General features: G+C 70.5%; 14 protein-coding genes. 11 read left to right on the forward strand and 3 right to left on the reverse strand.

From position 1 onward, the window contains the following. Window positions 1-8: 8 nt before the first annotated feature. Complete coding sequence (locus Acy02nite_RS35910) at window positions 9-446, reverse strand: MarR family winged helix-turn-helix transcriptional regulator (protein ID WP_203751665.1); 438 nt, start codon at window positions 444-446, stop codon at window positions 9-11. 86 nt (window positions 447-532) lie between these two features. Between Acy02nite_RS35910 and Acy02nite_RS35915 the strand changes: the two genes are divergently transcribed. The 6 genes from Acy02nite_RS35915 to Acy02nite_RS35940 all read left to right on the forward strand — a co-directional run bounded on the left by Acy02nite_RS35915 (window position 533) and on the right by Acy02nite_RS35940 (window position 5,898). Beyond that, the gene (locus tag Acy02nite_RS35915; RefSeq protein ID WP_203751666.1) at window positions 533-1,729 is read left to right on the forward strand and encodes an MFS transporter; all 1,197 of its coding nucleotides are present in this window, start codon (window positions 533-535) and stop codon (window positions 1,727-1,729) included. Window positions 1,730-1,766: 37 nt separating this feature from the next. Continuing rightward, entirely contained in the window at window positions 1,767-2,213 is a 447-nt protein-coding gene (locus Acy02nite_RS35920) for a GlcG/HbpS family heme-binding protein (protein ID WP_203751667.1), read from the forward strand. A 275-nt stretch (window positions 2,214-2,488) separates the two neighbouring features. Next, complete coding sequence (locus Acy02nite_RS35925) at window positions 2,489-2,986, forward strand: SigE family RNA polymerase sigma factor (protein WP_203751668.1); 498 nt, start codon at window positions 2,489-2,491, stop codon at window positions 2,984-2,986. Next, on the forward strand, window positions 2,983-3,753 hold the full coding sequence (locus Acy02nite_RS35930; RefSeq protein ID WP_203751669.1) for a hypothetical protein: 771 nt from the start codon (window positions 2,983-2,985) through the stop codon (window positions 3,751-3,753). The genes Acy02nite_RS35925 and Acy02nite_RS35930 overlap by 4 nt, the downstream gene beginning before the upstream one ends. 95 nt (window positions 3,754-3,848) lie before the next feature. After that, complete coding sequence (locus Acy02nite_RS35935; protein WP_203751670.1) at window positions 3,849-5,408, forward strand: alkaline phosphatase D family protein; 1,560 nt, start codon at window positions 3,849-3,851, stop codon at window positions 5,406-5,408. A gap of 313 nt (window positions 5,409-5,721) precedes the next feature. Then, window positions 5,722-5,898: a hypothetical protein gene (locus Acy02nite_RS35940; protein WP_203751671.1), complete on the forward strand. Its 177-nt coding sequence runs from the start codon at window positions 5,722-5,724 to the stop codon at window positions 5,896-5,898. An 80-nt stretch (window positions 5,899-5,978) separates the two neighbouring features. Here the strand turns inward: Acy02nite_RS35940 and Acy02nite_RS35945 are convergent, their stop codons facing one another. Further along, window positions 5,979-9,029, reverse strand: coding sequence for a glycoside hydrolase family 9 protein (locus Acy02nite_RS35945; protein ID WP_203751672.1), 3,051 nt, complete (start codon window positions 9,027-9,029; stop codon window positions 5,979-5,981). A gap of 583 nt (window positions 9,030-9,612) precedes the next feature. Here Acy02nite_RS35945 and Acy02nite_RS35950 point away from each other — a divergent pair. The 3 genes from Acy02nite_RS35950 to Acy02nite_RS35960 are packed head-to-tail and all read left to right on the forward strand — an operon-like array spanning window position 9,613 to window position 16,310. Continuing rightward, complete coding sequence (locus tag Acy02nite_RS35950) at window positions 9,613-12,396, forward strand: glycosyl hydrolase family 95 catalytic domain-containing protein (RefSeq protein WP_203751674.1); 2,784 nt, start codon at window positions 9,613-9,615, stop codon at window positions 12,394-12,396. A gap of 21 nt (window positions 12,397-12,417) precedes the next feature. Next, window positions 12,418-13,866: an endo-1,4-beta-xylanase gene (locus tag Acy02nite_RS35955; protein WP_203751676.1), complete on the forward strand. Its 1,449-nt coding sequence runs from the start codon at window positions 12,418-12,420 to the stop codon at window positions 13,864-13,866. Between the two features lie 32 nt (window positions 13,867-13,898). Continuing rightward, window positions 13,899-16,310 (forward strand): ricin-type beta-trefoil lectin domain protein, encoded by a 2,412-nt coding sequence (locus Acy02nite_RS35960; RefSeq protein ID WP_203751678.1) that lies wholly within the window; start codon window positions 13,899-13,901, stop codon window positions 16,308-16,310. Window positions 16,311-16,409: 99 nt separating this feature from the next. On the opposite strand, the gene Acy02nite_RS35965 is transcribed toward Acy02nite_RS35960, so the two are convergent. After that, window positions 16,410-17,450, reverse strand: a complete 1,041-nt coding sequence (locus Acy02nite_RS35965; RefSeq protein WP_203751680.1) for a hypothetical protein — start codon at window positions 17,448-17,450, stop codon at window positions 16,410-16,412. Window positions 17,451-17,804: 354 nt separating this feature from the next. On the opposite strand from Acy02nite_RS35965, the gene Acy02nite_RS35970 reads away from it, so the two are divergent. Further along, entirely contained in the window at window positions 17,805-18,020 is a 216-nt protein-coding gene (locus Acy02nite_RS35970; protein ID WP_203751682.1) for a heavy-metal-associated domain-containing protein, read from the forward strand. Then, window positions 18,017-18,982, forward strand: coding sequence for a DUF8832 domain-containing protein (locus Acy02nite_RS35975; RefSeq protein WP_203751684.1), 966 nt, complete (start codon window positions 18,017-18,019; stop codon window positions 18,980-18,982). The genes Acy02nite_RS35970 and Acy02nite_RS35975 overlap by 4 nt, the downstream gene beginning before the upstream one ends. The last annotated feature ends 6 nt before the right edge of the window (window positions 18,983-18,988 follow it).

Genomic DNA, 18,988 nt, shown 5'->3' on the forward strand with positions numbered 1-18,988 from the left:
TTGCCCGGTCAGGAGCCTTCCGGCTCGGAGCGCGCCGCCTCGGCGACCTTGTCGAGCAGCGTCTTGAGGGTGGCCACTTCCTGAGCGGACAGGGGCCGCGCCAAGCGCTCGTCGAGGTGGGCGACGCGCGCGTCGGCGCGGGCGAACAGCTCGGCGCCCTCGGCGGTCAGCCGGATCTCGATGAGGGTGCCGTGCAGGGGGTGCGGGCGCCGCTCGATCAGGCCGCGCTGTTCCAGGCGCCCGAGCGTGCTGTTCATCGTCTGCGGGGTGACCGCGCATCGCCGCGCCAGCTCGGCGGCGGTGATGCCGTCGTGGTCGGACAGAACGGCGAGCGCGCTCTGCTGGGCCGGCGTCATCGCGAACTCGCGCAGCACCCGCTCTTTGGCCGCCTGGGTCGTCTGCTCGGCGCGTTTGACGTAGCCCAGCAACCGCTCGGAGTAGTGCACGTCACCCACCTTAACAGGTTGCGCATTCCTATCAGCATGCTGTTGGCTGTTCGATATCTGATGGACTTCGGCATGCGGAGAGTCTCGTGCACCCTTCACCCCGGCGCTGGCTGGTCCTGGCGATCGGCATGATCGCCATGACCAGCGGCTGCGCCTTCCAGTTCGGCCTCGCCTACCTGATTCCCGCCCTGCGCGCCGACGGCCTGTCACTGGCCACCGCCGGACTGCTCGCCGCCGCACCCACCGCCGGGCTGCTCACCACGCTGATCGCCTGGGGTGCCGCCGCCGACCGCTGGGGCGAGCGTCTCGTGCTCTCGGCCGGGCTGGCCGCCTCCGGCGCGATCCTGCTGGTCGCCACCCGCGTGCAGGACCCGGTGCGGCTCGGGGTGTGCTTCCTGCTGGCCGGCGCGGCGGGCGCCGCCGTGCACGCCTCCAGCGGGCGGCTGATCATGGGCTGGTTCCGCGCCGGCGAGCGCGGACTGGCCATGGGCCTGCGCCAGACTGCCCAGCCCGCAGGCGTCGCGGTCGCCGCCGTCGCGCTACCGGCGCTGTCCGCCTCCGGTCCGGCGCCGGCGATCGGGCTGCTCGCCGCACTGAGCCTGGCATCGTCCGTCCTGGTCGCCGTCCTGATCCGCGACCCGGCCCGCACGACCACCGGGGACAACGCTCGAACCGACTCGCCCTACCGCACGCCGGTGCTGTGGCGCGTGCACGCCGCCAGCGCGCTGCTGATCGTCCCGCAGTTCACCGTCGCCATGTTCGCGCTGGTCTTCCTGGTCGACCAGCACCACTTCACGGCCACCGCGGCCGGACGCGTGCTGGCCGCGGGGCAGGTCGGCGGCGCGGTCGCCCGTCTCGCCGCGGGCTGGTGGTCCGACCGGACGGGTTCCCGGCTGCGTCCGATGCGTACCGTCGCGCTGGCAATCGTCGCCGTCGTCGCCCTGCTGGCCGCCACCGCACCGACCGGGATCTCGGTCGCCGTGCTGCTCGCCGCCGCCGTCCTCACGGTCAGTCCCAACGGCCTGGCGTTCACCGCCGTCGCCGAGTACGCGGGGCAGGCCTGGGCGGGCCGGGCGCTCGGCATCCAGAACACGGCGCAGAACGTGGTCGGCACGGCCACACCGCCGACCATCGGCGCGGTGATCGGCGCGATCGGGTACGGGCCGGCCTTCGCGACGATCCTGATCTTCCCACTGCTGGCCGCCGCCATCATCCCGGTGGAACCACGCCCCGGCAGGCGTCAACCGGAGAGCCCCGGCACGCCGGCCGTATCCCGCGCCTGACCTTCATCCGTTTCCCGCTGTAGACCCTGGAGATCCCATGAGCCCCTTCCGCACCGTTCCCGCCCTGACCGCGCACGCCGCCCGCGCTGTGCTCGACGCCGCTCTGGCCGCTGCCGAACACAGCGGCATCCCGTCGTCGATCGCTGTCGTCGACGCCGGCGGGCATCTGACCGCGTTCGCCCGCATGGACGGCGCGCCCGTCATCACCGTGCAGGTCGCGACCGACAAGGCGTACACCGCAGCCGGTTTCGGTCTGCCCACCGCGGCCTGGCACGAGATGCTGGAGCGCGACGCGCCACTGGCGCTCGGCGTGCCCGCCCAGATCGAGCGGATCGTCACCTTCGGCGGCGGGCTCCCCATCACGGCAGGCCAGCAGACCGTCGGCGGCATCGGAGTCAGCGGCGGTCACTGGAGCGACGACGTACGGATCGCATCAGCGGGACTCGCCGCAATCACCGACTCGGCCATGAGTCAGAATCGATAGGTTTCTCTCGGTGACGTGCTATCTATGGGCCGTCGCCAAGTGAGGAAGGCGCCGCAGGGGTGCCGCAGTTGTGGTTGGCCGAACCCGGCACCTCGGTGCCAACCCGGTCCTCAACAACGCTCTCTCGATCGTCAGAACGCTCCGACCTTGATCGACCGGCGTCATCGTGCTGCGAGAGGCGACGCGCGAACAAACGTGGACCGGGATGCAACCCCGCTGCCGGAGGTTTCCGTCGTGCCGAGAAGAGATGTGCCGGGGGACCGATCGGAGGATGGGTGGACAGGTCCGAGGAGGACGAGTTCCGGGTGTTCGCCGGCGCCCGCACGGAACGCTGGCGACGTGCCGCCTACCTGCTGTGTCACGACTGGCATCTGGCCGACGATCTGGTGGCCACCGTCATCGGCAAGCTGTATCAGCACTGGCGGCGGGTTTCCACGGCGGACAATCCCGACGCGTACGCCCAGCGGATCTTGACCACCGCCTGGGTCGACGAACTCCGCCGGCCGTGGCGGCGGGAGCAGGCCACCGAGGCGCTTCCCGATCGGGGGTGGACGCCGCCGGACCGGGCCGGTGACCGGGAACAGCTGGTGGCGTTGCTGCGGCAACTCGGGCGGCGGCAGCGCGCGGTGGTCGTGCTGCGCTTCTACTTCGACAGGTCGGTCGAGGAGACCGCGGAGATGCTCGGCATCTCCCCGGGGACGGTCAAGAGTCAGTCGGCGCGTGCGCTGGAGTTGCTGCGCGCCCTTTCCTATGCGAGGGAGAGCCCGCGATGACCCAGGAGATGTTGGATCGGCTCATCGGTGCGGCACCGCCGTCGACGGTCGACCTCGACGCGGTGATCCGCCGTACGCGCCGCGGGCAGCGGATGCGCCGGATCGCGGCGAGCGGATCGGCCGCCGTCGCGGTCCTCGCGGTGGCGGTGGCCGGGGTGAGCCTGAACGGGAACGAGCAGCGGACGGTCGCCGTACAGTCGCCGCCTTCGCCTTCGCCTTCGCCTTCGCCTTTGCCTTCGTCTTCGCCGTCGCCGAGTGTCACGGCGGGGCAGAGACTGACGCCGGCTCGCCTGCGGGCGGCGGTCGAGGAGGCGACCGCCGAACAGGCTCCCGGGACGAGGTGGATCTACATGCCGGACGTGCCGGGGGAGAAGCGCGACCCGGACGGACACCTGAAGGTGTGGGAGAACAAGGATCCCGCGTCGTTCGAGGGCCGCTCGGGGGTGACCCGCAACGGACGCAAGGGCGGCTTCTACCTGTCGCTGCGCGTCGCGCCCCTGTACGAGTGCGACGGCACCGTGCCGGTCTGCGAGATCACGACCACAGCGGACGGGCTCGAGCTGGTGCACTACGTGGACAAGCCCGGCAACGGCTGGGTCTTCTACGGCGCCGACGTGCTGCTCCCCGACGGAAAGCACGCCCTGCGGATGTCCGCGGTGAACTACTTCGGCGGGGACGGCAGCCCGGCGGTCGCGCCGGTCCCGGTGTTCACCCGGGACGAGCTCGACCGGATCGCCGCCACCGTGGCCGCGGACCTGAGCCAGTAGCGACGCCGGTCGGAGCGGGGTACGCCGTCAACGGGTAGGGCAGCGTCCACCCAGGCGTCACCCGCACTTCACAGGTGAGGGCTTGGGTGATCGGCATGCCTACTCGTCGTCAGCTTCTCTCCGGAGCCGCGCTCACCGCGGGCGCCATCGCCCTGCCGGGTGGCGCAGCGTACGCGTCCGCGCCGGCCGACCTCTTCCCGCTCGGTGTGGCCAGTGGTGACCCGCTGCCCGACCGCGTGATCCTCTGGACTCGGCTCGTCAAGGACGGTGGCCTGCCCGGCCGGGCCATCGAGGTCGACTGGCAGATCGCCCGGGACGAGCACTTCAGGCGAGTGGTCCGCTCCGGTCGCACGTACGCGCGGCCGGAGCTGGCCCACTCGGTGCACGTCGACGCCCGCGGCCTGGACGCCGGCCACGAGTACTTCTACCGCTTCCGGGCACAGGGCCGGATCAGCCCCACCGGCCGTACCAGAACCGCCTCTGCGTCGCGGGCACTTCGCTTCGGCATCGTCAACTGCCAGGACTTCCAGAACGGATACTGGCCCGCCTACTGGGGCCTGGCGGCCGAGGACCTCGACGTCGTCCTGCACCTGGGCGACTACATCTACGAGTACGACCCGGCCAGCGCCTACGCCGATCGCAAGCACACCGCCCCGCAGACCCTGGGCCTGGACCAGCTCGTCACGCTCGACGACTACCGGGCACGGCACGCCCAGTACAAGAGCGACCCGGCGTTGCAAGCGGCGCACGCGGCCTTCCCCTGGATCGTCACCTGGGACGACCACGAGACCGAGAACAACTACGCCGGTCTGGTCGACGGAACCGACGACACCGGTGCCAAGAAGCAGACCCCCGCGCAGTTCGCCAAGCAGCGGGCGGCCGCCTACCAGGCGTACTACGAGCACATGCCGATCCGTGCCGACCTGCGCCCCGGCCGCGCCGACCTGCGGATCTTCCGCCGTTTCGACTACGGGCGCCTGGTGCGGTTCAACGTGCTCGACACCCGGCAGTACCGCACCGACCAGCCGGGTGGCTTCTCCGGCGACTTCGGACTCGCCGAGGCCGGTCTGGCCAACACGGCCGGCACGCTCACCGGCGAGGACCAGGAGCGGTGGCTGCTGCACGGCCTCGACCACAGTCCCGCCCGCTGGAACGTCATCGCCCAGCAGGTGATGATGAGCCGCATCAAGTTCCCGAACCCGGCCGGCACGGTGCCCGCCACCCTGGCCAACCTCGACCAGTGGGACGGCTACGCGCCGCAGCGCACCCGCCTGCTGCAGCACCTGCACGATGCGAAGGTCGCCAACCCGGTGGTGCTCGCCGGCGACATCCACTCGAGCTGGTTCAGCGAGCTGAAGCTCGACTTCGACCGGCCGGAGCAGGCGTCGGTGGCCGTCGAGTTCACCGCGACGTCCGTGAGCTCGGACTTCCCGGCCGCTTACGACGCGCCGATCAAGGCACTCAACCCGACCCTCAATCCGCACGTACGCTTCTTCGACGGCTCCCGCCGCGGATATCTGCGCTGCACGGTGACCAGCCACGAGTGGCGCACCGACGCCCGCACTGTCGAAACGATCGCCGTACGCGAGGCTCCGGTCAGCACCACCGCCTCGTACACCGTGGAATCCGGAACGTCGACGCTCGTGAAGAGCTGAACCACCCCGAAGAACCCGACTGCCGGATCGGCTGTGCGGCGCTTGCCGAACAGCCGATCCGGCAGTCGGGATGCGCTCGGACGTCTCGTCCGGGTCCTCGGCCGCTCGAAGGCCATCCAGCCCCGCCGCGTCGATCAGCGTGATCAGCCCACTGGTTCGCAGGGCTTGTGGTCGTCCAGCGTCCGGGCGCGGCGACCACCTGGCATCGACTCGCGTCACGATGTTCGCCGATTGTTCAAACGCCGGACCCGGTGGCGGCTGTTGTCACGGGCAAAGGATGACTGTCGAAACATCGCCGACGACAGGTTCAGTCATGATCGTTCTCGTAGTGGCCGCGATGGTTCTTCTCGGTGGCACGACCTGGCTTGCGCTGGAGCAGCCGGTCGCGTCCGACCCGGAGCTGAACCGCCGCCTGACCACCATCGGCCTGCTGTTGTGCGGCGTGGCCGGAGCTGTCGCAGTCGCGGTCACCTTCGTGACCGGGCCGTAACCGCGGCCGAGGTTTGCTTCCCCCGGGTGCCGACCCGCTTGCGAGCAAACGGGCCGGCACCGTGTTCGAAGCGGACGACGTCAGGATCGGTCGCAGGCTGCGCCGTTGAGGGTGATCAGCTCCGGCGCCGGGTTCGGTCCGCCCGGCGTGGTGGCGTTGAAGCCGAAGTACACCGTTGCCCCGGGCTGGATGCGCCGGTTCGTGGTGGTGGGGCGGGCCGTCACCGTGGCGCCGGACTGTGCCGCGTCGGCCGACCACGCCTCGCGGAGGCGCTGGCCACCGAGGAAGGCGAAGCGTACCGTCCAGCCGTCGATGGCCGTGGTGCCGGTGTTGGTGACCGCCAGTTGCGCGGTGAACCCGCTCTTGTCCGCCCACTCGCCGTAGTTGGTGTAGCTGGCCCGGCACGACGCCGCCGGGGCCGGCTGACCCTTCTCCTGATCGGCGAGGAAGGACGCGACCCAGGCCAAGGATGAGTTCCAGTTGATGGCGATCTCGTTGGTCGCGTACGACTCGATGTCGTCGACGTAGCAGAACATCGGCTTGCAACCGGCGAGCAGCTTCTTCGCGTACGGGTCGTCCAGTCCGGCGTTCGCGCCGCCGGCCAGCGATCCGGCTGGCGGGTGCGGCAGCCCGGCATCCTTCTGGTGGGCGTAGATTCGGGTGTGCTGGTTCTGTGACGCCTTCTCGCCCCAGCCGGTGACGTACGACTGGTTCAGCGCGTTGCGGCCGAAGATGTAGTCGACGCCCTGCACCGCTCCGTCGCGGTACTTCGCCGCACCGGTCAGGTCGAACGCGGTCGCCAGCACTTGGACGTTGTTGAGGATGTTGCTGTTGCCGCCCCAGAAGTAGCTGCCCGCGTTGCCCGGCATCGGCAGCCCGTACGCCTGGGCGCCGAGGGTCGCGAGATAGCCGTCCGCGGCGGTCACCACCGACTGGCGAACCCGCTGCCGGTCGGCGGCCGGCAGTGCGCTGGGCACCGTGGCCAGGTCGAGCCGGCCCAGTGCCGCGGTGCTGCCCCAGCCGAAGCCGGTGGCGGCGAAGGTGTCGCCCGTGTGGTGCTTGGACGCGGTGACGTCGGTGAGGAACGCGGCCTCGCCGGTGGTCAGGTACAGCTCGGCGGCGGCCCAGTAGAACTCGTCGGAGACGTCGTCGTCGCCGTACCCGCCACCGCCGCCGCCCAGGTCCCGCGCGGTCATCGCCGGGTTGGCCTTGGCCGCGGCGTACGCGGTGCGGGCGGCGGTGAGGCACTTGGCCGAGAATGCCGCGTCGTAGGGCGCGAACAGCCGCGCGCACTGGGCCGCGGTGGCCGCCAGGTTCAGCGTGGCCGCTGTCGACGGCGGTTGCAGCTCGCGCTGCTCGGGGTCGTTCTGGGGCTGCATCGGAATGCCGGTCCAGTTGGCGTCGTGCATCTTGTGGTGGGCCATCCCGGCGAGCGGCTTGCCGGCCGGCACCTGCATGCGCATCAGGAACTCGAGCTCCCAGCGTGCCTCGTCGAGGATGTCGGGAACCTGGTTGCCCCGCTCGGGCACCCGCAGCGTGCTGTCGGCCAGCCCGGCGCCGTGCGCGGCGGTGACCGCGGTCTTGGTGCGTTCGAAGCTGCTCATCAGCTGCTGTACGGCGATCCCGCCGTTGACCACGTACTTGCCCTGGTCGCCGGCGTCGTACCAGCCGCCTCGCACGTCCAGCCGGTAGTCGCAGGAGTTGGCCCGGCACGGCACGTCGGTGTCGCCCTTGTTCGGGGCCACGCCGAGGTGGCCGGCCGGGCGGGCGTACTGGTCACCGACCAGGTCGCCGTCGATCGCGATGCCGCTGCGCTGGATGTAGAAGAACTGCAGGGCATCCGAGCGCAGCTGCTGGTAGACGGTGCCGGAGATGTCGAACGGGTGGCTGGTTTGCCCGTCGGCGACGAGCGTGTAGCCGGTCCCCGCTCGGGTGTAGGCGGTGAAGTCGATGGTGTGGACGTTCTGACCGGACGCGCCGTCCACCCCGCGCGGCCTGGTCCGGCCCGACTCGGCCACGTCACCGGCGGCGTTCTTGAGCTGCCAGGTCAGTGCCTCGGTGGCGTCGGTGACCAGGGTCGCGTTCTTCGGGCCGTTCGGCAGGTAACCCACCTGGTTGACCCGGACCCGGGGACCGGTCTCCGGCACGTACGGCGGTTCCGCCTCGCCGCCGGCCAGCGACACGTTGTCCAGGCACAGCCGGTACTCCGCGGCCGCGCCGCCGACCTGGAAGGCGACCTGGCCCGCGGTGGTGTCCTCGGGTGAGGTGAACGTGTACTCCAGGTGCTGTCGGGTGGGGGTCAGCGCGACGTCGCGGGTCAAGTACGAGGTGTACGGCTCGGCGCCGAGCTGGACGGCGGCCCGCACGGTGGCGCCCGGGGTGGCAGTGGCGTCGAACGACAGCGTGTAGGACGATCCGGCCTTCAGCGCGACGTTGTTCTGCCCGATGCCGGCGTCCCAGGGGTTGGCGAGCCCGGTGGGCACGGTGGCGCACAGCTGTCCGTCGTCGACGCCGGTCGCGGTGGTGCCGTAGGAGTACCAGCCCGCGGTGCCGTCGGTGAAGTCGCCGTTCTCCAGCTGTTCCGGGCCGGTCGGCGGGGTGGCGGCGTCACTGGTCAGCGAGACGTCGTCCAGGCAGAAGGTGAACGTGTCGGCGTTCCCGCCGAGCTGGAACGTCAGTGTGCCGCCGGCCGAGTCCAGGCCGGAGGTGAAGGCGTACTCGAAGGTCTGCGCCTCGGTGGTCAGCGTGGCTGCCCGGGACAGCGCCGTGGTGTACGGCGCCTCGTTGAGCTGAACGTTCACCCGGACACTCACCGGCACGCTGGCGTGGGCGCGGAAGCTCAGCTCGTAGGGGGCGCCGTCGACCAGCGGGATGTCGTTGTGGCCGAGGCTGACGTCCCAGGCGTTGGTGGTGCCGCCGGCAATCTCGGCGCAGAGTTCCCCGCCGGTGGCGGAGAGAGGCGCGTTGTCGGTGGACCACCAGCCGGTCGTCCCCGCCGTGAAGTCGCCGTTGGCAATGTGCTGGGTCGGTTCGGCCGAGGCCGGTTGAACCGTCAAGGACGTCAGCGCCAGCGTGGCCGCCGCCGCGACCGCGGTCAGCAGGGTGACCCGCCTACGCAGGGATGAAGTCACGGAGTTCCTTCCAAACTTGGCAGGGCGGAGCGACCGAACACTGGGAGCGCTCCCACATCGGCCATTGTTGCCACGGAGTTACGGCGAGTCAATCGACTGGCTTGGATAACTCCGGCCCGGGCGGCGATGCGGGGGCAGGCGCGGCGTCGCGGGTCACCCGTCGGGCGCGACCGGGGACGCCGACTGGTTATCGATAAGGCATCTCGTGGTTCCGGGCTTCGAAGCAAGGCACATCGGATCCGCGTACGCATTCAAAGGCGCCAGTGTCCGGTCGACCATTCATGCGCTGCGCCGACTGAACTGCTGCGCGACAAGAAGCGGCCCGGCGGGTCGCCACCGGCGCTGCGCCGAGCCGGTTAGTGCAGCTCCGTGCCCTTCGGTAGAGGTTGGCCGCGCCGGTCATCGACGGTCGGCTTTTCGCCATTGTTCAAAAGTGGTCGAACGGAAAGTGTTATATCGGCGGCTCCCTGAAAACGGCAGGACATTGATGCGATTCGCTTGATGCGTCGGAAACAATCTGGCAATCTGGGAGCGCTTCCACGCCGGTCAGGCACTCGACTCAACTTCGCTCGGAGGGACAGCCATGCCCGAGGTGACACGGAGACGCCTGCTCGTCGGAGGCGCGGCCGGGGCGGCGCTGCTGCCACTGGGCTGGACGGCGGTCGCACGGGCCGGCTCGGCAGCGCCCGCCGAGGTGCGTGCGGCCGGCGACCTCGCCCTCTGGTACGACGAGCCGGCCGGCACGGAATGGCTGCGGGCGCTGCCGATCGGCAACGGACGCCTCGGCGCGATGGTGTTCGGCAACGTCGACACCGAACGGCTCCAGCTCAACGAGGACACCGTCTGGGCCGGTGGCCCCTACGACTCCAGCAACACCCGGGGAGCGGCGGCCCTGCCCGAGATCCGGCGGCGGGTCTTCGCCGACCAGTGGACGTCGGCGCAGGATCTGATCAACCAGACCATGATGGGTACGCCCGGCGGGCAGCTGGCGTACCAGACCGTCGGTGACCTGCGGCTGGCCTTCGGTTCCGCTTCCGGCGCGACGCAGTACCACCGGACCCTCGACCTGACGACCGCGATCGCCACCACGACGTACGTGCTGAATGGGGTGCGTCACCAGCGTGAGGTGTTCGCGAGCGCGCCGGACCAGGTGATCGTCGTCCGGTTGACGGCGGACCGGGCCGGCGCGATCTCGTTCAGCGGCACCCTCGCCGGCCCGCTACGCACCACGACGTCCAGCCCTGGGGGCGCCACGATCGCCCTCGACGGGATCTCCGGCACCATGGAGGGCGTCACCGGATCCGTCCGCTTCCTCGCCCTGGCCGAGGCCGTCGTCACCGGGGGGTCGGTCGCCAGCTCCGGCGGCACGCTGCGGGTGTCCGGAGCCACCAGCGTGACGCTGCTGGTGTCGATCGGCTCGAGCTACGTCGACTACCGCACCGTCAACGGCGACTACCAGGGCATCGCGCGCAGCCGGTTGACGGCCGCCCGCGCCATCGCCTACGACCAGCTGCGCAGCCGGCACGTCGCCGACTACCAGGCGTTGTTCGGCCGGGTGACGATCGAGCTCGGCCGCACCGCCGCCGCCGACCAGCCGACCGACGTGCGGATCGCGCAGCACGCCACCGTGAACGACCCGCAGTTCTCCGCGCTGCTGTTCCAGTTCGGCCGGTACCTGCTGATCTCCTCGTCGCGGCCGGGCACCCAGCCGGCCAACCTGCAGGGCATCTGGAACGACTCGCCCAGTCCCCAGTGGGACTCGAAGTACACCCTCAACGCGAACCTGCCGATGAACTACTGGCCGGCCGACTCCACCAACCTGGCGGAGTGCTACCAGCCGGTCTTCGCCATGATCAAGGAGCTGGCGGTGAGCGGCGCCCGGACGGCGCAGGTGCAGTACGGCGCCGGCGGCTGGGTCACTCATCACAACACCGACGCCTGGCGGGGCACCTCGGTGGTCGACGGCGCGCTGTGGGGCATGTGGCAGACCGGTGGCGCGTGGCTCGCCACCCTGATCTGGGACCACTACCGCTTCACCGGTGACCTCGGCTTCCTGCGCGCCCACTACCCGGCCATGAAGGGCGCCGCGCAGTTCTTCCTGGACACGCTGGTCACCGACCCGGCGCGCGGCTACCTGGTCACCAACCCGTCGAACTCGCCGGAACTGCCCCACCACGCGAACGCCAGCGTGTGCGCCGGTCCCACCATGGACAACCAGATCCTGCGCGACCTGTTCGACGCGGTGGACCAGGCCGGTGACCTCCTCGGCGCCGACCAGGAATTCCGGACCCGCGTACGGGCGGCGAGGGACCGGCTGCCACCGATGCGCGTCGGCTCCCGCGGCAACATCCAGGAGTGGCTGGCCGACTGGGTGGAGACCGAGCCGAACCACCGGCACGTCTCCCACCTGTACGGCCTGCACCCCAGCAACCAGATCACCAAGCGCGGCACTCCCCAGCTCCACCAGGCCGCGCGCCGGACCCTGGAGTTGCGCGGCGACGACGGCACCGGCTGGTCGCTCGCCTGGAAGATCAACTACTGGGCGCGGCTGGAGGACGGCGCCCGGGCGCGCAAACTGCTGGGCGACCTCGTGCGCACGGACCGCCTCGCGCCCAACATGTTCGACCTGCATCCGCCGTTCCAGATCGACGGCAACTTCGGCGCCACCTCCGGCATCGCCGAGATGCTGCTGCAGAGCCACAACGGCGAACTGCACCTGCTGCCGGCGTTGCCGGCCGCCTGGCCCACCGGCCGGGTGACCGGTCTGCGGGGGAGGGGCGGATACACGGTGGGGCTGAGCTGGAGCGCCGGTCACGCCGACGAGCTGCTGATCACGGCCGATCGTGACGGTGCCGTCAAGCTGCGCGCCCAGCTGTTCACGGGGGCCTTCACCGTCGTCGACCTCACCGACGGCGCCACCACCGCCGTCACTCGCCTCGAGGCCGACTCCGTGCAGCTCTCCGCTCGCGCCGGCCACACCTACCGGGCGGCCCGGCCCGGGGTGTCCCCGTCCCCTTCCGCGTCGTCGTCACCTTCGGCTTCCGCTTCGCCGTCCCCGTCGTCGGCGGGCGCGCGAGCGGCGTACGCGGTGACGAGTTCGTGGTCCGGCGGCTTCCAGGCCGAGGTGACGGTGACCGCGGGGGCCACGGCGATCAGGGGATGGACCGTCTCCTGGACCTTCCCCGGTGGCCAGGCCATCAGCCAGGTCTGGAACGGCACCCACACCCAGAGCGGACCGAACGTGACGGTGACCAACGCCGCGTACAACGGTGCCCTCGCCCCCGGCGCCGCCACCAGCTTCGGACTGATCGCCTCGGTGACCGGCGCCAACGAACCGCCCACCTCCATCACCGTCACCACCAGCTGAACCTCGGAAGGAAGTACAGAGATGACCGAACGCCGTACCGGTGGTCGCGCCAGACTCCTCCTCGGCGGCGCCTGCGCCGTGCTGATCGCCGTGTCCTCGGTGGCCGTGGCCACCGTGGCCCGCGCCGATCTCACCGGCCCGCCCGGCACCACCCTCAAAGCGGCCGCCGAGCGCAGCGGGCGGTACTTCGGCGCCGCCATGGGCGGGGACCGCCTCAGCGACCAGGGCTTCCTCACCATCGCGAACCGCGAGTTCGACATGATGACGGCCGTCAACGAGATGAAGCCCGACGCGACCGAGCCCAACCGCGGCCAGTTCGACTTCCGGGCCGGCGACGCGATCTACAACTGGGCCACCCAGCACGGCATGCGGGTCCGCGGACACACCCTGGCCTGGCACGCGCAGCAACCGCGATTCTGGGGAAGCCTCAGCGGCAGCGCCCTGCGCACCGCGATGATCGACCACATCAACGGCGTCATGGCCCACTACCGGGGCAAGCTCTACGCCTGGGACGTGGTCAACGAGGCCTTCGCCGAGAACGGCAGCCGCCGCAGCTCCAACCTGCAGTCCACCGGCAACGACTGGATCGAGGTCGCGTTCCGGACCGCCCGGGCCGCCGACCCGACGGTCAAGCTCTGCTACAACGACTACAACATCGAGAACTGGACGTACGCCAAGACACAGGGCGTCTACAACATGATCCGGGACTTCAAGTCCCGTGGCGTCCCGGTCGACTGCGTCGGCCTGCAGACCCACTTCACCGGGGGCAGCTCGCTGCCGGGCAACTTCCAGACCACGCTGCAGAGCTTCGCCGCGCTCGGGGTGGACGTGGCCCTGACCGAGGCCGACGTCACCAACGCCTCCGCCACGCAGTACGCAGGACTGACCCAGGCCTGCTCGAACGTCCCCCGCTGCGTCGGCATCACGACGTGGGGCATCCGGGACAGCGACTCCTGGCGGGGCAACGAGAATCCGCTGCTGTTCGATCGCAACAGCAACCCGAAGGCCGCGTACACGTCCGTCCTCAACGCCCTCAACGCCGCCTCCACCACGGTGCCCGGTACGAGCATCCCGTCGCCGAGCGCTCCGGGCAGCGTGTCACCGAGTGCTCCGGGCAGCGCGTCACCGAGCTCTCCGGGCAGCGCGTCGCCGAGCACCGGATCGCCGGGCGCCTGCACCGCGACCTATCACCTGACCAACAGCTGGAACGGCGGCTTCCAGGGCGAGGTCACCGTCGCCAACAACGGCTCGGCCCCCCTCAGCGGCTGGACCGTGCGGCTGACCCTGGCCGGCGGGCAGACCATCGCGAACGTCTGGAACGGCGTCAACACCGGCACCAGCGGCACGGTCAGCGTCCGCAACGCCGACTACAACGGCACCCTCGGCGCGAACGCCTCGACCAGTTTCGGCTTCCTGGCCAACGGCAGCAGCAGCACGGCACCCGTCCCCGTCTCCTGCACCAGCCCCTGACCCGCGCCTGCCCGGAAAGGAACGGCATGCAGATGACATCACGTAAGGACCAAGAGCCGACCCGCCGGCGGCCGTCCCGCGGCTGGGCCGCGGCCACCGGTCTGCTGCTGGCAGTGTCGGCAGCGCTGGTCGCGAACCCTGCGCCGGCGCAGGCCGCCACGGCGATCACCATCAACGGCGCGTCCGGCGGGCGCACGTTCGACGGCGTCGGGGCCATCAGCGGCGGTGGCGGCAACACCCGCCTGCTGATCGACTACCCGGAACCGCAACGCGGCGACATCCTCGACTACCTGTTCAAGCCGGGGTACGGCGCGGCCATGCAGATCATGAAAGTGGAGATCGGCGGTGACACCAACTCGACCTCCGGCGCGGAACCCAGCCACGAGCACACCCGCGGCCAGGTGAACTGCGACCGCGGGTACGAATGGTGGCTGATGGGCCAGGCGAAGGCCCGTAATCCCGGCATCAAGCTGGTCGGGTTGTCCTGGGGCGCCCCCGGCTGGATCGGCAACGGCAACTTCTGGTCCAGCGACTCGATCGACTACCTGATCAACTGGCTCGGGTGTGCCACCTCCCACGGGCTGACCATCGACTACCTCGGCGGCTGGAACGAACGCGGCCGGGATCTGAACTGGTACAAGAACCTGCGCTCGGCGCTGAACTCGCGCGGCTACCCGAACGTCAAGATCGTGGCCTCGGACGACTTCGGCTGGGGCTCGGCGGACGACGCGCTGCGTGACCCCGCGTTCGGCTCCGCCATCTCGGTGGTCGGCAGCCACTACGTCTGCGGCTACCGCAGCGCCCAGACCAACTGCCCCAGCTCGGCGAACGCGGTCAACTCGGGCAAGACGCTGTGGGCCAGCGAGAACGGCTCCGACGACTACAACGGGGGCGCGCCGGCCCTGGCCCGCGGCATCAACCGTGACTACATCGACGGGAAGATGACCGCCTACCTCAACTGGCCGGTCATCGCCGCGATCACCCCCAACATCCCCTGGGCCACGACCGGTGTGGCCGTGGCGCCACAACCGTGGTCCGGCTACTACTCGATCGGCACGAGCGCCTGGGTCATGGGCCACACCACCCAGTTCACCGCGCCGGGATGGCGGTATCTCGACAGCTCCACGGGCTACCTCGGCGGCAACCGCAACAACGGCAGCTACGTCTCGCTGAAGTCCCCGACGAGCAGCGACTACAGCACCATCATCGAGACGATGGACGCCGGCTCCGCCCAGGACCTCCAGTTCACCGTCACCGGAGGGCTGTCGACCGGGACCGTGCACGTATGGTCCACCAACGTCCGCTCGGGAAACCCGGCCGACCAGTTCGTCCGGCGCAACGACATCACCCCGTCCAACGGAACGTTCTCGCTGACCGTCCAGCCCGGCTACGTCTACAGCATCACCACGACCACCGGACAGGGCAAAGGCGGCGCGGCCAGCCCCACCCAGGGCGCCCTGACGTTGCCCTACAGCGACGACTTCGACGGCTACCCGACCGGCCGCGAGGCGAAGTACCTGTCGGACCACCAGGGCTCCTTCGAGGTGGCGCCGTGCGGTGGCGGCCGCACCGGTCAGTGCGTACGCCAGATGTCGGAACAGGCCCCGATCTTCTGGACCTCCGGCCATGCCGAGCCGTTCACGCTGCTCGGCGACGTCAACTGGCGCAACTACACCGTCTCGTCCGACGTCCTGCTGGAGAAGAGCGGCTACGCCCAGCTCGTCGGCCGGGCCGGCAACTACAACCACGACAACCCGCACAACCTCAACGCCTACTACCTGCGGGTCTCCGACAACGGCTCGTGGTCGATCCGCAGCAATAGCACCAGCGGCAACCAGCGGACCCTGGCCAGTGGCACCACGACGGCCCTGGGCACCGGGCGCTGGCACAAGCTGGCCCTCACCCTCAACGGCAGCACCCTGACCGCCACCCTCGACGGGACCACGCTGGGCAGCGTCTCGGATTCCACCTGGGTCGCCGGCCAGATCGGTTACGCCACCGGCCAGGGCGTGACCGCCCAGTTCGACAACCTGACCATCACCCCGCTCGGCGGCGGCCCCAGCCAGACCGGCACGATCCGCGGGGCCGGATCGAACCGGTGCCTGGACGTCAACGGGCAGAGCCAGGCCGACGGGACGGTCGTGCAGATCTGGGACTGCAACGGCGGCGCCAACCAGACCTGGACGGCGACGTCGAGCAACCAGCTGACCGTGTACGGCAACAAGTGCCTCGACGCCCCGAGCACCTCCTCCGGCGCCCGGGTCCGGATCTGGTCCTGCACCGGCGCGGCCAATCAGCAATGGCGGCTCAACGCCGACGGCACCGTCACCGCCGTCCAGTCCGGTCTGTGCCTGGACGTGACCGGCGCGGCGACGGCCAACGGCACCGCGGTCGGACTGTGGACGTGCAACGGCGGAAGCAACCAGCGATGGATCAGGTCATGACCGGACCACCGGACGGGGACCGCCGTCAGCCCCCGTGAACCCAGGCAGCGCCGCCGTCCCCTGCTGGTCGGCGGCGCTGCTGTCCTGAGCGGCGAGAAACTACCGCCGCTTCAGCTTGGCGAGGATGGCGATGATGCGGTCACGGATGCGGTCACGCATGCGGCGGCGAGGCGGTGCGGGCGGCGCGGGCGGGCGCGTTATGGCGTTGATGGCGGGCCAGGCCGCGCCGAGGCGGTCGAGCTCGCCGTTGCCAGGTGCGGCGCTGCCCGGGGTGACCGTGCCGCTCTGGCGCCAGGAGCGGGTCTCGTCGACGGCGATCTTCAGGCGCACGTAGAACTCGGAGGTGACGGGAATACCGTCCTGCTCGGACCAGGCAAGCAGGTGGCTGAGCACCGCGTCGTACTCGAACAGCGGCTTCGACGCGGTGTGGCCGCTCAGCTTCTGGGCGATCTCGGAGACGCGGGCCGGGCTGAAACCGGCATGCGGCAGCAGGTGCATGAGGTCCGCGGCGGTGCTGGTGACGTAGTCGTTGAACTGCCGGATCTGTTCCGGGTCGGTGGCCGCGGTCCGCTCCGACTGCCGCTGCCCCTCCGCGGTCGCCGTGGAGGTGGCGGGGAGCGGGGCCACCGGGTAGTTGAGCATGTCCGAGCCGTAGGACTCGTTGACCAGGATGTGGGTGAGCTCGTGCACCAGGATGGCGACCTGCTCCTGGACCGTGCCGTCACCGGCATAGCTGATGGCATACCGGTTGCTGCCGGCCGCGGCGGTGGCCTCCGGGTCGATCTGGGTGCTGCCACCACCGGTCATGTTCGGCATCCGGCTCCAGGTGGAGACCCGGTCCAGGTGCGGAATGAGCTGGTCGAGCAGGCGCTGCACGTCCGCGTTGGTGGTGGTGTCCCGGTAGTTCCGGATCTCCTGGGCCTCGTCGGCGGTGATCGGCGCGGGCGGCTGTGCCGTGGTCTGGTCCTGCTGCACCCGCTGGACGGTGAGCAGGCGGCCGACGGCGGCGTTGCCGACGCTCCGCTGCAGGGCCAGCACCGAGGCGGCATCGTTCAGGGCCGGGGCGGCGGTCGCGGTGGTGCGCCGGGAGCGGGACGGGCGGTCGGTCCTGGTCTCCTGGCTGCCCACATGCTGATGCATCCGGCCACTATGCCCGATGACCAGCAGACGACCGGACGGTTAACGGCAACCCTTGCCCCGACGGCGCCCAAGTCTGCCCTCAGCGGCGTCCGGCCGGCGGGACGTGACAGATCGCGGGAGGGTGTCATCCGATCAGCCTGATCTTGAAGGCCCCGGCCCGGAAGGTCGTCGCTGAACAGCAGGCGAGATCACCACCATGCATGGCTTCCCCTTGGCGAGCGTGCTCCCGCGGTGTCGGTGTCGCCGGTTACATGACGTCGAGCGCACCCGGTCGTTGGTACCCCTGGGGGGTACGGGTATCGTGGTGGGCGGGCGGCCACATGGCCGTCCGGCCACTCGTTCGGAAGGACCGTCATGGCAGCCACACAGACCTACACCGTCACCGGCATGACCTGCTCGCACTGCGTCACCTCGGTCAGCGCCGAGATCGAGCAGCTCCCCGGCGTCAGCGACGTCCAGGTCGACCTGTCCAGCGGCGCCGTCACCGTCAGCAGCGAAGCCCCTCTCGACGACTCCGCGGTCGCCGCGGCCGTCGACGAGGCCGGATACGAACTGGCGAGGCAGCCATGAACACCCCCACCAAGCTCGGCGCCTTCGGTCTGGGACTCGCGGTGGTCTTCACCGTCGCCCTCGGTCTGGGCCGGGTCGCCGGCCCGGCCCCCGCAGCCCCGGCCGCTGCCCATGATCAGCACGACGAACCCACCGGTCAGGCGGCTGTAGCCGTCGGATTGCCGGCCGGACTGCAAGTCACCCAGGACGGCTACCGGCTGCAGCCGATCAGCGCCGAGCTGGGCACCGGGGCACCGCAGCCGTTCCGGTTCCGAATCCTCGAACCGGACGGCGCGCCGGTCACCGGCTACACCACCAGCCACGACAAGGACCTGCACCTGATCGTGGTGCGGCGCGACCTGGCCGGCTTCCAGCACGTGCATCCCACCCTCGCCGCCGACGGCACCTGGTCCATCCCTCTGGCGGTCGCCGCGCCCGGGCAGTACCGGGTGTTCGCCGACTTCCAGCCCGCCGGGCACACCGGCGGCCTCGTCCTCGGCGTGGACGTCCCGGCACCCGGCGACTACCGGCCCCGGCCACTGCCCACCGTCCAGCGCGAGACGACCGTGGACGGTTACACCGTCACCCTCACCGGCGACCTCACACCGGGCGGCTCGTCGAAGCTGACCCTCGCCGTCAGCAAGGACGGCACGCCGGTCACCGACCTGCAGCCCTATCTCGGCGCTTACGGGCACCTCGTCGCCCTGCGCGAGGGCGACCTGGCCTACCTGCACGTGCACCCGGACGGCGAGCCCGGCGACGGCCGTACCCAGGCCGGCCCGGACGTGGTGTTCCACGCCGAAGTGCCGTCCGCCGGCAACTACCGGCTCTACCTGGACTTCCGGCACGCCGGCACGGTGCGCACCGCCGAGTTCACCGCGGTCGCCGGCACCCCGGCACCGGCCGCCGAGCCGGTCCCGTCGGCCACCACGCCGGCGCCGGCCCCGAGCGGGCACGACGCCGACGGTCACACCCACCAGTAAGGAGAA

Source organism: Actinoplanes cyaneus, from assembly GCF_016862095.1.
Classification (GTDB): domain Bacteria; phylum Actinomycetota; class Actinomycetes; order Mycobacteriales; family Micromonosporaceae; genus Actinoplanes; species Actinoplanes cyaneus.